The organism is Streptomyces sp. NPDC029138 (assembly GCF_055564375.1).
The window spans coordinates 24,065-37,870 of sequence record NZ_JBVHWM010000016.1; the positions used below are offsets into that span (position 1 = coordinate 24,065).

General features: G+C 73.4%; 9 protein-coding genes, 1 tRNA gene and 1 pseudogene. 5 read left to right on the forward strand and 6 right to left on the reverse strand.

From position 1 onward, the window contains the following. Window positions 1-99: 99 nt before the first annotated feature. From qcrB to nrfD, 3 genes are read left to right on the forward strand one after another with little or no spacing between them, the layout of a single operon-like run. Complete coding sequence (gene qcrB / locus ACZ4WH_RS16175) at window positions 100-1,755, forward strand: cytochrome bc1 complex cytochrome b subunit (protein WP_468180914.1); 1,656 nt, start codon at window positions 100-102, stop codon at window positions 1,753-1,755. A 14-nt stretch (window positions 1,756-1,769) separates the two neighbouring features. Beyond that, on the forward strand, window positions 1,770-2,765 hold the full coding sequence (locus ACZ4WH_RS16180; protein ID WP_468180756.1) for a 4Fe-4S dicluster domain-containing protein: 996 nt from the start codon (window positions 1,770-1,772) through the stop codon (window positions 2,763-2,765). Further along, a complete protein-coding gene (nrfD, locus tag ACZ4WH_RS16185) occupies window positions 2,762-3,820 on the forward strand; it encodes an NrfD/PsrC family molybdoenzyme membrane anchor subunit (protein ID WP_468180758.1) in 1,059 nt (352 codons plus the stop codon). The genes ACZ4WH_RS16180 and nrfD overlap by 4 nt, the downstream gene beginning before the upstream one ends. On the opposite strand, the gene ACZ4WH_RS16190 is transcribed toward nrfD, so the two are convergent. Genes ACZ4WH_RS16190 through ACZ4WH_RS16205 form a run of 4 tightly spaced genes read right to left on the reverse strand, consistent with a single transcriptional unit; the run spans window position 3,777 to window position 6,920 of the window. After that, a complete protein-coding gene (locus ACZ4WH_RS16190; protein ID WP_468180760.1) occupies window positions 3,777-4,271 on the reverse strand; it encodes a hypothetical protein in 495 nt (164 codons plus the stop codon). The two genes, nrfD and ACZ4WH_RS16190, sit on opposite strands and share 44 nt — an antisense overlap. Before the next feature lie 8 nt (window positions 4,272-4,279). Continuing rightward, window positions 4,280-4,639 (reverse strand): hypothetical protein, encoded by a 360-nt coding sequence (locus tag ACZ4WH_RS16195; protein WP_468180762.1) that lies wholly within the window; start codon window positions 4,637-4,639, stop codon window positions 4,280-4,282. After that, the gene (locus ACZ4WH_RS16200) at window positions 4,636-6,294 is read right to left on the reverse strand and encodes a cytochrome c oxidase subunit I (RefSeq protein WP_468180764.1); all 1,659 of its coding nucleotides are present in this window, start codon (window positions 6,292-6,294) and stop codon (window positions 4,636-4,638) included. Before ACZ4WH_RS16200 ends, ACZ4WH_RS16195 begins: the two co-directional genes overlap by 4 nt. Beyond that, window positions 6,291-6,920 (reverse strand): cytochrome c oxidase subunit II, encoded by a 630-nt coding sequence (locus ACZ4WH_RS16205; protein ID WP_468180765.1) that lies wholly within the window; start codon window positions 6,918-6,920, stop codon window positions 6,291-6,293. The genes ACZ4WH_RS16200 and ACZ4WH_RS16205 overlap by 4 nt, the downstream gene beginning before the upstream one ends. A 290-nt stretch (window positions 6,921-7,210) precedes the next feature. Between ACZ4WH_RS16205 and fdh the strand changes: the two genes are divergently transcribed. Continuing rightward, window positions 7,211-10,471, forward strand: a complete 3,261-nt coding sequence (gene fdh, locus ACZ4WH_RS16210) for a formate dehydrogenase (RefSeq protein WP_468180767.1) — start codon at window positions 7,211-7,213, stop codon at window positions 10,469-10,471. A 42-nt stretch (window positions 10,472-10,513) separates the two neighbouring features. On the opposite strand, the gene selD is transcribed toward fdh, so the two are convergent. Further along, complete coding sequence (gene selD / locus ACZ4WH_RS16215) at window positions 10,514-11,527, reverse strand: selenide, water dikinase SelD (protein WP_468180769.1); 1,014 nt, start codon at window positions 11,525-11,527, stop codon at window positions 10,514-10,516. Window positions 11,528-11,564: 37 nt separating this feature from the next. Between selD and ACZ4WH_RS16220 the strand changes: the two genes are divergently transcribed. Then, window positions 11,565-11,657: transfer RNA gene (locus ACZ4WH_RS16220), tRNA-Sec, on the forward strand. An 83-nt stretch (window positions 11,658-11,740) separates the two neighbouring features. On the opposite strand, the pseudogene ACZ4WH_RS16225 reads toward ACZ4WH_RS16220, so the two are convergent. Beyond that, a pseudogene (locus ACZ4WH_RS16225) lies at window positions 11,741-13,432 on the reverse strand (GTP-binding protein); the annotation flags it as partial. Between the last annotated feature and the right edge of the window lie 374 nt (window positions 13,433-13,806).

Below are 13,806 nucleotides of genomic sequence, written 5' to 3' on the forward strand. Positions count from 1 at the left end.
GTTTCGGGCGCGCGGAGCGGGGGCACCCGTGCCAGGCTCGAAGCAGAGCACCGAGAGTGAGGCATCCAGCACCGGGCGGAAGGCGAGCGCGCAGTGGCGGTGTCGGAGGAGCGGCGGTCGTCCCGGTCCGAGGGGCGCGGCGAGCGCCTGGTGACGGCGCTGGACCGGCGGCTGCCGGTCGCCTCGGCGGGGCGTGAGTTCCTGCGCAAGTCCTTCCCGGACCACTGGTCGTTCCTGCTGGGCGAGCTGGCGCTGTACAGCCTGCTCGTGCTGGTGCTGACGGGTGTGTACCTGACGCTGTTCTTCCATCCGGACATGACGGAGCGGCCGTACACCGGCTCGTACGCGCCGCTGCGCGGCACGATGACCACGGAGGCGTTCGCGTCCGTGCTGCACATCAGTTTCGACGTGCGCGGCGGTCTGCTGATCCGGCAGCTGCACCACTGGGCGTCGCTGGTGTTCGTCGCGGCGATCGGCGTCCATCTGCTGCGGATCTTCTTCACCGGGGCGTTCCGGCGGCCCCGGGAGATCAACTGGACGGTCGGGGTGACGCTGTTCCTGCTCGCCCTGCTGGAGGGCTTCTGCGGCTACTCGCTCCCCGACGACCTGCTGTCCGGCACCGGCCTGCGCACCGCGCAGGGCATCGTGCTGTCGATCCCGGTCGTCGGCACCTATCTGTCGTTCCTGCTCTTCGGCGGCCAGTTCCCGGCGCACGACATCATCTCCCGGCTGTACGTGGTGCACGTCCTGCTGGTGCCGGGCCTGCTGCTCGCGCTCGTCGGGGTGCACCTGACGTACATCGTGGTGCACAAGCACACCCAGTGGCCGCGGCCCGGCCACACCAACCGGAACGTGATCGGCAAGCCGCTGGTCCCGCAGTACGCGGTGAAGTCCGCGGGCCTGTTCTTCGTCCTGGCGGGCGTGCTGACGCTGATGAGCGCGCTGTTCCAGATCAACCCCGTGTGGGCGTTCGGGCCGTACCGCGCCGACCAGGTCTCCCTGGACTCGCAGCCCGACTGGTACGTGGGCTATCTGGAGGGCGCGCTGCGGCTGATGCCGGCCGCGGAGACGGACTTCGCCGGGCACACGATCGCCTGGGACGTGTTCCTGCCGGGTGTGATGCTGCCCGCAGTGCTGTTCCTCGTCCTGTACGGCTATCCGTTCTTCGAGCGGTGGCTCACCGGCCCCGGGCCGGAGCAGCACCTGTGCGACCGGCCGCGCAACCAGCCCACCCGGACGGCGCTGGGCGCGGCGGCCGTCTCGGTGTACGGCGTGCTGCTGATGGCCGGCGGGCAGGACGTGCTGGCCTACCTCTTCGACCTGCCGGTGGAGTTGCTCACCCGTACCTTCCGCACGGCGGTGTTCGTGGTGCCGTTCGTGGTGTACCACGCCACCAAACGCGCGTGCCTCGGTCTTCAGGCGGCCGACCGGCGCCGGCTGCTGGACGGGGCGACGACCGGCGAGGTGCGGCGCACGGCGGGCGGCGGCTACGAGGAGGCGCACACGTTGCTGCCCCGCGAGGAGGCCTACCGCATTCTCGTGCGCGACACGCCCCGGCCGCGGGCCGAGGGCACGGAGGCCTGGCGCTGGTTCCACCGGCACCGGCTGCGCAACGCCCTCAGCCGCTGGTACTTCGCCCGGAGCGTGGAGATGCCGGCCACCGGCGGGCAGCGGCGCAGGGTGGAGCACGTGCGGGCCGCGCCGGGCGAGACATCCGAGGAGACCGGCGAGACCGGCGAGAGCGGCGAGTCGTGAGCGAGGAGGACGGTATGAGCGACGGCGATGGGGGCCACGGGAATCTGCTGTACGGCCCGCAGCCGGACGTGTCCGGCGCGTCCGGTTACCCGGACGCCCCGCCACGGGTGGGCTTCTTCACCGACACCTCGGTGTGCATCGGCTGCAAGGCCTGCGAGGTGGCCTGCAAGGAGTGGAACGCGATCCCGGAGGACGGCCTGGCGTTGTCGGGCATGTCCTACGACAACACGCGCGGCCTCGGCGCCGACACCTGGCGGCATGTGGCCTTCGTGGAGCAACGGGCGCCGTTCGGCGGGCCCGCGCCGGGGGACGCGGACGCGCACGACGACGTCGACGTCTTCAGCGCGGCGGCCCGGCTCGGCACCGAGGCCCCCTCCCCCGGCCCGGCCCCGGAAGCGGCGCCCGCCGGGCGGATCTCCCCGGTCTCCCCGGACGGCCGCCCCGAACTGCGCTGGCTGATGTCCTCGGACGTGTGCAAGCACTGCACCCACGCGGCCTGCCTTGACGTGTGTCCCACGGGCTCGCTGTTCCGCACCGAGTTCGGCACGGTCGTCGTCCAGGAGGACATCTGCAACGGCTGCGGCTACTGCGTGCCGGCCTGCCCGTACGGTGTCATCGACCAGCGCAAGGACGACGGCCGGGTGTGGAAGTGCACCCTGTGCTACGACCGGCTCGGCGTCGGCCTGGAGCCCGCCTGCGCCAAGTCCTGCCCGACGGAGTCCATCCAGTTCGGTCCGCTGGACGAACTGCGCGAGCGGGCGCGGGCCCGGGTGGCCCAGTTGCACGCGGCCGGGGTGACCGACGCCCGGCTGTACGGGGACAGCCCGGACGACGGGGTCGGCGGCGCCGGCGCGTTCTTCCTGCTGCTGGACGAGCCCGAGGTGTACGGCCTGCCCCCGGACCCGGTGGTCACCACCCGGGACCTGCCCGCCATGTGGCGGCGGGCCGCGCTGGCCGCCGTCTCGCTGGCCGCGCTGGCGGCCGGCAGTTTCGTGAGGAGGCCGCGATGAGCGAGTCGGATGTCACCCGGGACGGCGTGCGGGGGGCCCGGCCCGGGCGGGAGGCGGTGACCGGCGCCCACGCGGGCCGCCGCAGGGGGCGGCGCGGCCGGGGCGAGCAACCGATGGTGCCGGAGGCCGAGTTCGCCTCGTACTACGGCATGCCCGTGCTCAACAAGCCGGTCTGGAAGCCGGTGGACATCGCCGGGTATCTGTTCCTCGGCGGGCTGGCCGGGGCGTCCTCGCTGCTGGCGGCCGGGGGGCAGCTCACCGGGCGGCCGGGGCTCGCGGCGCCGGCCAAGTTCGGGGCGGCCGGGGCGATCTCGCTCTCCCTGGTGGCGCTGGTGCACGACCTGGGCCGCCCGGCGCGGTTCCTGAACATGCTCCGCGTGTGCAAGCCCACCTCCCCGATGAGCGTGGGCTCGTGGCTGCTGGCGGGGTACGCGCCGCTGTCGCTGACCGCCGCGGCCACGGAGCTGGCGGGCCGGTACCGGATGGTGGGCTCGGCCGCCACCGCCGCCTCGGCCGTCCTCGGGCCGGCCGTGGCGACGTACACCGCGGTGCTGTTCTCGGACACGGCGGTGCCGGCCTGGCACGAGGGCCACCGGGAGCTGCCGTTCGTCTTCGCGGGCTCGGCCGCGAGCGCCGCGTCGGGGCTCGCCCTGGCGGCGGCCCCGGCCACCGAGGCGGGGCCCGCCCGCCGGCTGGCCGCGCTGGGGGCCGCGCTGGAACTGGGCGCCTTCCAGGTCATGAAGCGGCGCATGGGCCTGGCCGCCGAGGCCTACGACCAGGGCAGGCCACGCCTGTTGCTGCGCGCGGCGGAGGCGCTCACGGCGGGCGGAGCCGTCCTCGCGCTGTGTTCCGGGCGGCGCCGGGGCGTCGCCGTGGCGGCCGGCGCGGCGCTGCTCACCGGGTCGGCGGCGCTGCGCTTCGGGGTGTTCCATGCCGGGGTGGCCTCGGCCGAGGACCCGAAGTACACGGTCGTACCGCAGCGGGAACGGCTGTCGGGCACGGCGGCTGACGTCAGCCCTCCGCCGCTCGGACCGCCTCCCGCTCCTCCCGGTTGACCCAGGACCAGGTGACCGCCGCCGCGGTGACGCCGATCGGCAGCATGCCGGTGATCATGGCGAGGCCGGCCGCCGCGTGGCCGGCCGCGACGACGCCGACCGCGGGCAGGTCCAGCAGCGGAGTGGCGAGGAACAGGTACAGGCTCCGGCCGGCGTCGTCCAGCCGGTGCCGGGTGCGGGCGACGGCCGGCAGCCAGAACAGCACGGCCGCCGCGAGCAGCGGTGGTTCCGTGACGAACGCCCCGCCCGGGAGCCGCGGCCCGGTGAGGTCGCCGAGGACCGCCCAGGCGTGCGTCAGCACCAGCAGGGGCAGGGCGACGGGCGCGGGGACGCTGATCCGCTCCCACAGCGGGGAGCGCCGCAGGGCGCGGACGGCGGCCGGGATCACTGCGGCGACGAGGAGCGCCGACCAGGCCATCGGTACGACGGACGGGTGGCCCGCGTGGTCCATGGCCCGCCTCACCTCTCCCGGGCCGTCGTCCCGCGCACCGCGAGGGCCGCCGCCACGGCCAGCAGGGGGACGGCGACGGCCAGCAGCCAGCGGCCGTAGACGAAGCACAGCGCGACCAGCAGCAGGCCGGTCGCGGCGGGCAGGACCGCGCCCGCTCCCCGGTCCGGGACCCGGTAGCGGACATGCTGGTCGGGGGCCGTGCGGGAGGACACCAGCACGGCGAGGGCGGCGAGCAGGAGGAGGACGACGACGCCGCCCCACAGCCAGTACACCATCGGGCTCTCGCCGTAGACCGCGAGGACGGCGAGCAGGACGCCGTTGAACAGTCCCCAGCCGGCGACCAGTGTGGCGGACAGGTGCCGTCTCATGTGCGGCTCCCCTCGCGGCGCTTGAGGTCCAGCAGCGGGGCGAAGCTGGTGACGGGCGGGAGCGGTCGGTCGGCGGGGAAGTTGAGGCGCGGGGGCGGGGACGGGGCGGCCCACTCCAGGGTGTGCGCGTCCCAGGGGTCGTCGCCGGCCGGTTCCGCGCGGCCGAGGTGCCGGCGGCGCAGGGTCCACAGGACGTTGACCGTGAACACCGTCATCGCCGCGGCGAGGAAGGCGGCGCCGACGGTCGCGAGCAGGTTCAGCGGGCCGAAACCGTCGAAGGTGGCGTAGGTGGCGACCCGGCGCGGCATGCCGAGGTAGCCGAGGGCGAACATGGGCAGGAAGGTCAGGTTGGTGCCGGCGACCAGCAGCCAGAAGTGCAGGCGGCCCATGCGTTCGTCGAGCAGGGTGCCGGTGACCTTCGGGAACCAGTAGTAGACCGCGGCGAAGAGGCCGAAGGCGCTGCCCGCGAAGAGCACGTAGTGCAGGTGGGCCACGACGAAGTAGCTGTCGGTGACGTGATAGTCGATCACCGGGGTGCCGACCATGATGCCGGTGAGGCCGCCGATCAGGAACTGCGGGACGAACGCGAGCGCGAACAGCATCGGGGTGCGCAGCCGCAGCCGGGCGCCGAGGATCGTGCCGAGCATGCCGAAGTACTCGACGCCCGCCGGGACGAGCAGGGCGATGGAGGTCAGGGAGTAGTAGTCGTTCGCCGCCTGGCCGGTGGCGAACATGTGGTGGCCCCACACGCTCATGGACAGGGCGGCGAACACCAGCAGCGACAGCACGGTGCCCCGGTAGCCGAAGAAACGGCGGCCGGAGAACACGGCGAGCACCTCGGCGACGGCGGCGAGATACGGGAAGAACATCACGTACACGACGGGGTGGCCGTAGAACCAGAAGATGTGCTGGTAGCCGATGTTCCACACGTTGGACGCGAACACCGAGGGATCGGCGCGGCCCACGGCGAGCAGGGTGAGCGCGGCGAGCAGCGCCGGGAAGGCGCCGATCACCATCAGACAGGTGGCGATCATCGCCCAGCAGAAAAGGGGCAGCCGCAGCATGGTCATGCCACGGGTGCGGCGGCGCAGGACCGTCCACAGCACCGCCCAGCCCTGGAGGATGGTCCCGGTGACGGCGAGGAACACGCCCACGATCCACAGGTCGGTGCCGGCGCCCGGCGAGTGCTCGCTGTCGGCCATCGGCGGATAGGAGAACCAGCCGTCGGCGTGCGCGCCGACCGGGGTCGCGAAGCCGGCGAGCATGGTCAGGGCGCCGAAGACGTAGAGCCAGTAGCCGAGCAGGGTCAGACGGGGCAGCGCGATGCCGGGGGCGCCGATCTGGAGCGGTACCAGGTAGATGCCCATGCCGATGGCGAACGGGGTCATGACCATGTAGATCATGCCGGAGCCGTGGATCGTGAACAGCTGGTCGTAGGTGTGCGGGGCCAGGAAGGTCTCCTCGGGCTGGGCCAGCTGACCGCGCATGAGCAGGGCGAACACGCCGTAGACCAGCAGCAGGACCAGGGAGGTGCCGGCGGTGAGCAGGCCGATGCGCTTGTGGTCGGTGGTGGCGACCCAGCCGAGCCAGCTGCCCGGCGGGACGGGCCGGCCGGAGTCGTCCCGCTGTGCTTCCGCGGAGGACGCGACCGTCATGCCGGGGCCGTCCCGCCGTGCGCCCAGCGGTCGTACTCCTTCGGGGGGACCGCCTTGATCCAGAAGTCCATGGTCCAGTGCCGCTGCCCGCAGAACTCGGCGCACCGGCCGCGCCAGCGGCCCGCCCGGTCCAGAGTGAGGGTGAAGGTGTTCACGTGGTGCGGGAAGGCGTCCATCTTGTAGCGCAGGCCGGGCACCCACAGGGAGTGGATGACGTCCCGTGAGGTGAGCCGGAGCTGCACGCTGCGACCGGTCGGGACGACGAGGGTGGGCATGTCCTTGCCCTTGCAGGTGCCGGAGACGCTGCGGCGGTCCGGGGCCTCGGGATAGCGGAAGGTCCAGCACCACTGGAAGCCGGTGACGTCGACACGCAGGGGCTTCGGGCCGGCCGCGGGGTGTTCCTCGTGGTTCTGCCAGGCGGTCCAGGCCACCAGGAAGACCGAGAAGGCGGCGAGGGCGCCGACGTAGTACGCCTCCAGGCGGGGCCGTTCGGACCGCTCGGCGGTGCTCCCGTTCCGCCGTCGTGCCAGGGCCAGGACCAGTACGGCGAGCACGGCGAGGAACACGCCGGCGGCGACGGCCGCCTCCAGGGTGAACACGGTGCCGAAGATGTGACGCTGCCTCACCGCACCGCCGCCTTCGCCCCGACGCCCCTGACCCCCATGCGGACGCCGCTGACCACCATGCGATCGCTCCCGTCACTCGTTCGGGACCGTGACCACCCGGACATTACGGGCAGCTCGTCCGGTCCGTGCGCCGACACACCGCAGCGCTGAGTCCCCCGGAACCGGCATCTGACACCCGCCCGGCCGTTTGACCGCACCCGGCGCGGGTACTCAGCGCCCCGACCACGGCCGAGATGCCGTGGTCGCGCGGGTGCGGGAAAATCGAGGTAGTGAGCGGGAGGAGGCCTGTCGTGGGCGTACGCACCTGGATCGGCTCCTGGCCGGTCTACCGGCAGCTCACGGGCACCGACCCCCTCGGCCGGGGTGCCGCCGCCCAGAGCGGACGCAGCGCGCGGCTCACCCCACGGGTGGCCACGGCCGACCGGGTGGTGAAGTCGGTCTGTCCGTACTGCGCGGTGGGCTGCGGCCAGAACGTGTACGTCCAGGACGGCGAGGTCACCCAGATCGAGGGCGACCCGGACTCCCCGATCTCACGTGGACGGCTGTGCCCCAAGGGCGCGGCGAGCCTCCAGCTGACCACCGGGGACGCCCGCGAGCACCAGGTCCTCTACCGGCGCCCGCACGGCACCGAGTGGGAGCGGCTCGACCTGGACACGGCGATGGACATGATCGCCGACCGGGTGATCGAGGCCCGCCGGGCCGGCTGGCAGTGGGAGGTCGACCAGACCCGCACCCGGCGCACCCTGGGCATCGCCAGCCTCGGCGGGGCCACGCTCGACAACGAAGAGAACTACCTGCTCAAGAAGCTGTTCACCGCGCTGGGAGCGATCCAGATCGAGAACCAGGCGCGTGTTTGACACTCCTCCACCGTTCCCGGTCTGGGAACCTCGTTCGGCCGCGGCGGCGCGACCACCTTCCAGCAGGATCTTCAGAACGCGGACTGCATCGTCATCCAGGGCTCCAACATGGCCGAGTGCCATCCGGTCGGGTTCCAGTGGGTGATGGAGGCCAAGGCCCGCGGCGCGAAGGTGATCCATGTCGACCCCCGGTTCACCCGCACCAGCGCACTCGCCGACCTGCACGTGCCGCTGCGCGCGGGCACGGACATCGCCTTCCTCGGCGGGATCGTCAACTACGTGCTCCAGCACGAGAAGTACTTCCGCGAGTACGTCGTGGCGTACAGCAACGCGCCGGTGATCCTGCGGGAGGACTTCCGGGACACCGAGGACCTGGCCGGCGTCTTCTCCGGCCTGGACGCCGACAACCGCAGCTACGACAACGCCAGCTGGCAGTACGAGGGCACCGAGGTGCAGGCGGCCTCCGGCGAGCGCGACCAGGAGTACGACGAGCGCACCCGCGGCGGCAGCTCGGTGTCCGAGGCGGCGCGCGGCGAGGCGCACGGCTCCGGCGGCGCGGCGATCGGCGAGGGGGAACCGGAGCGGGACGAGACGCTGTCCCACCCGCGCTGTGTGTTCCAGGTCCTCAGGCGGCACTACGCCCGCTACACGCCCGAGTTGGTCGAACAGGTCTGCGGGGTGCCGCAGGACCTCTTCCGCCAGGTGTGCGAGCTGGTCACGGAGAACTCCGGACGGGACCGGACGACGGCCTTCGCCTACGCGGTCGGCTGGACCCAGCACACGGTCGGGGTGCAGAACATCCGGGCGGCCTCCGTCCTTCAGACCCTGCTGGGCAACATCGGCCGGCCCGGCGGCGGCATCCTGGCCCTGCGCGGACACGCCTCCATCCAGGGGTCCACCGACATCCCGACCCTGTTCAACCTGCTGCCCGGCTACATCCCGATGCCGCACGCCCACCAGAACCAGGACTTGGACGCCTTCGTCGAGGCCGAGGCCGCGCACAAGGGCTACTGGGGCAACATGCGGGCGTACCTGGTGAGCCTGCTCAAGGCGTACTGGGGTGACGCGGCGACGGCCGACAACGACTTCTGCTTCGACTACCTGCCCCGGCTGACCGGCTCCCATTCGACGTACGAGACGACGATGGCCCAGCTGGACGGCGTCTGCAAGGGCTACTTCCTGCTCGGCGAGAACCCCGCCGTGGGCAACGCCAACTCCAAGCTGATGCGGCTCGGCATGGCCAACCTGGACTGGCTGGTCGTGCGCGACTTCTCCCTGATCGAGTCGGCGACCTGGTGGAAGGACGGCCCCGAGATCGAGACCGGGGAGCTGCGGACGGAGGACATCCGCGCGGAGGTGTTCTTCCTGCCGGCCGCCGCGCACACCGAGAAGGACGGCAGCTTCACCAACACCCAGCGGCTGCTCCAGTGGCACCACCAGGCGGTCGAACCGCCCGGCGACGCGCGCAGCGACCTGTGGTTCGCCTACCACCTGGGGCGGATCATCCGGGAGAAGCTCGCCGGGTCCGGCGACGAGATGGACCGGCCGGTCCTCGACCTGGCCTGGGACTACCCGACGCAGGGCCGGCAGGCCGAACCGGACGCGGAAGCCGTCCTCGCCGAGATCAACGGCCGGGACGCCGAGGGGAATCCGCTCTCCTCCTACGAGGAGCTGAAGCCCGACGGCTCGACGGCCTGCGGCTGCTGGATCTACTGCGGGGTGTACGCGGACGGCGTCAACCAGGCGGCCCGCCGCAAGCCGGGCCAGGAGCAGGACTGGGTGGCGGCCGAGTGGGCGTGGGCCTGGCCGGCCAACCGGCGGATTCTGTACAACCGCGCCTCCGCCGACCCCGAGGGCACGCCGTGGAGCGAGCGGAAGGCGCTGGTGTGGTGGGACCCGGCGCGGGGCGAGTGGACCGGGCACGACGTCCCCGACTTCAAGAAGGACAAGGCGCCGGACCACGAGCCGCCCGAGGACGCGACCGGCCCGGAGGCCCTGTCCGGCACGGACCCGTTCATCATGCAGGCCGACGGCAAGGCCTGGCTGTACGTGCCGTCCGGGCTCACCGACGGACCGTTGCCCACCCACTACGAGCCGCAGGACTCCCCGTTCCCGAACCTGCTCCACGACCAGCAGCGCAACCCGGTACGGCAGCTGCTGCCGCCGCACCCGGACAACCGCTACCAGCCGAGCGGCGACGAGCCCGGCTCCGGGGTGTTCCCGTACGTGGCCACCACCTACCGGCTCACCGAGCACCACACGGCGGGCGGCATGTCCCGCTGGCAGCCGTACCTCGCGGAACTCCAGCCGGAGTTCTTCTGCGAGGTGTCCCCGGAGCTGGCCGCCGAGCGGGGCCTCGCGCACACCGGCTGGGCGACGATCGTCAGCGCGCGGGGCGTGGTCGAGGCGCGGGTGCTGGTCACCGACCGGATGGCCCCGCTGACCGTGCACGGCCGCCGGCTGCACCAGGTGGGGCTGCCGTACCACTGGGGTCCGAACGGCTACAGCACCGGGGACGCGGCCAACGAGCTGCTGCACCTGTCCCTGGACCCGAACACGCACATCCAGGAGACGAAGGCGTTCGCCGTCGACATCCGGCCGGGCCGGCGTCCCCGGGGGCCGGCGGCCCTGGCGCTGGTGCGGGCCTACCGGATCCGGGCGGGCATCGACGAGCACACGGGAACGGAGCCGTGAGCGGTGTGCGTAGCGTGTGCTTTGTGAGCCTGGTGAGCGCTGCTATCTGAGGACCAGGGAGTGGGCTCCGCGCGGCACCAGCTCACCGACCACCGGTGCCCCGGGCACCTCCCCGGCGACGAGCAGCCCGCCGGAGGTCTGGGCGTCGGCGAGCAGCAGCCGGGTGTCCGCGTCGGTGTCCCCGAAGTCGGTGTGCGGCGCGACCCACTCCAGGTTGCGCCGGGTGCCACCGCTGACGTACCCGTCCCGTACGGCCTCCCGGGCACCCTCCAGATACGGCACGGCGGCGGTGTCGACCACGGCCGTGACGCCCGAGGCGCGGGCCAGCTTGTGCAGATGGCCGAGGAAGCCGAACCCGGTGACGTCGGTGGCGCACTCCGCGCCGGCGGCCAGCGCGGCCTCGGAGGCCTCCCGGTTGAGGGCCGTCATCGTGGCGACGGCCTGCGGGAACCGCTCTCCGGTGGTCTTGTGCCGGTTGTTCAGGACGCCGATGCCCAGCGGTTTGGTCAGCGACAGCGGCAGCCCGGGCCGGCCGGCGTCGTTGCGCAGCAGCCGCGCCGGATCGGCGATCCCGGTGACGGCCATGCCGTACTTGGGCTCGGGGTCGTCGACGCTGTGCCCGCCGCCGACATGGCAGCCCGCCTCGGTGGCGATGTCCAGTCCGCCGCGCAGCACCTCGCGGGCGAGGTCGAAGGGGAGCCGGTCGCGCGGCCAGGCGAGCAGGTTGACGGCGAGCACGGGCCGGCCGCCCATCGCGTACACGTCCGACAGGGCGTTGGCGGCGGCGATCCGGCCCCAGTCGTAGGGGTCGTCCACGACCGGGGTGAAGAAGTCTGCCGTGCAGACGAGGGCGGTTCCCCGGTGCGTGACGACGGCCGCGTCGTCGCCGGTGGCGAGGCCGACGAGGAGCGGGGTGTCGCCGCCGACGAGCGGCGGTGCGGTCAGCCCGGCGACCACCTCCTCCAGCTCCCCGGGCGGAATCTTGCAGGCGCAGCCGCCGCCGTGGGCGAACTGGGTGAGCCGTACGGGCGCCTGGTGGGTCGGTGTCGTTGTCATACCGGTGGTCTCCTGGGGCAGTAGCCTGACGAGCGGTGGAGGCGTGTGGGTGCCTGGTGGCCCTCCCGGTCTTCAAAACCGAGGTGCCCGAGGATCTCGGGCAGGCGGGTTCGATTCCCGTCCGCCTCCGTTCACCGCGTCCGGACGACAGCGCCGGTGCTGCTCGTCGAGACGCTCGGTGTGTCCCCGGGCGTCCAGGAACTCCAGCAGCGGTACGGCCACCCGGCGGGTGGTGTCGAGCGCGCGCCGGGCCTCGCTGAGCGTGAACGGCTGGGGCAGCGCGCGCAGGACGGCGGCGGCGTCGGCGTCCGCGCCGGGCAGCAGCACGATCCCGTCGGCGATCCGCAGCAGGGCCCCCGCTGCCGCCGCTGCGGCCAACGCGCGGCGGTCGAGGCCCAGTTCGGCGAGCCGCCCGGCCTCGGGGGCGCGGAACGGGGTACGGGCGAGGTCCCGGCGCAGGGCGTGCACGGCGGCGCGGACGGGGGCGGGCAGGGCGGGCCGGAGGCTGTCGGCGGGGTACAGCCGGCCCTGGCTTGCCTGGAGCCGGGGCTGTGCCGCGGCGAGCGCGTCGACCAGGGCGCGGTCGGGCAGGCCGAGCAGCCGGCGGGCCGCCTCGGTGGGCAGGCCGGGGTCCAGCGGGTGGGCGCGGGCGTGGTTCTGGACGTGGCCGGCCAGCCGGTCCTGGAGGAGGTGCCAGTGCGCCGCGTCGGCGAGCCAGTCACCGGCGACGGGGCCGCAGGGCGCCGGGACGCCCATCGCCCGCAGGTCGGCACGGCGGACGAGCTTGCGGCGGCGCAGTTCGGCGGCGCCGTCCGGACGGCCGGTCATCGTCTCCAGCTCGGCCGCGCGGGCCCGGCCGGCGCCGCGCCGGATCAGCCGGGGCGGCCGTACGTCGAGGACGGTGACGCCGCAGGGCGGGTGGGTGCCGCCGGGTTCGCGGAGCACCGCCCGGTCGCCGACCCGGAGGGGCAGCCCCCGGCGCAGGGTGAGCCGGGCGGTGTCCCGGCCGAGCGGGCGGACGGTCACCGGCACGGCGGCCGTTCCGATGTGCAGGGTGACGCACCGGGGCAGCTCGGCCACCGGCTCCCCGGTGACCCGTACGTCGGCGACCTCCGTGCACAGCCAGCGGTCCGGGGCGAGCAGCACCTGACCGCGGCCCAGGGTGGTGTCCCCCTGGCCGTGCACGTTGACGGCGACGCGGGCGACCGCGCCGACGGCCGTCCGCTCCTCGTGCAGGCTCTGTAGGCCGCGCACCCGCAGCACGGCCGATCCGTCCGCGGTGACCAGCCGGTCGCCGACGCGCAGGGTGCCCGCGCCGAGGGTGCCGGTCACCACGGTGCCGTGGCCCCGGACGGTGAACGCCCGGTCGAGCCACAGGCGTACGTCGGCGTCGGTGTCGGGCGCGGGCAACTCGGCCGCCAGCCGGGCCAGTTCGGCGCGCAGGTCGTCCAGTCCCGCGCCGGTGACCGCGCTGACCGCGACCTGGGGCACCTTGCCGAGGGAGGTGCCGGCCAGCCGCTCGACGGCGTCGGCGCGGACCGGCTCGGGGTCGGCGAGGTCGCTGCGGGTCACCGCGAGGACGGCGTGCCGGACGCCGAGCGCGTCGAGGATGGCCAGATGCTCCTGCGACTGGGGCTGCCAGCCCTGGTCGGCGGCGACCACGAACAGCACGGCGGGGACGGGGCCGACACCGGCCAGCATGGTCGGCACGAACCGCTCGTGACCGGGCACGTCGACGAAGGCGAGATGGTCTCCGCCGAGCCGGGTCCACACGAACCCCAGATCCAGGGTGAGCCCCCGGCGACGCTCCTCCTCGTACCGGTCGGGTTCCATCCCGGTGAGGGCCCGGACCAGCGCGGACTTACCGTGATCGACATGCCCGGCGGTGGCGAGTACGCGCATCATGGCTGCCTTTCGGACGGGGCCGACAGCAAGCCGCCGGCCCTGGCACGGGGGCTCGGCGTCGCGCCGCCCACTCGGCCACGCGCGCTGCGAACGGTGCCGCCCGCCCTGTCACACCGACGCGGCGTCATGCCGCCGACCGTGCCACAGGGACTCGGCATCGTGCCGCCCACACCGCCACGCGGGCGCCGCAGCGTGCCACCCGACCTTTTACGCGGACTGCGCATCATGTCGGCCTTTCCACGAGGGCCAGCAGCTCGCCCTTCCACGAGGACCAGCATCACACCGCTCGGCTTCCACGGGGAACCCGCGCTGTGCCGCCCGCCCTTCCGCAGGGAACTCGCACCATGCCGCCCGTTCTTTCACGGGGACCCCGC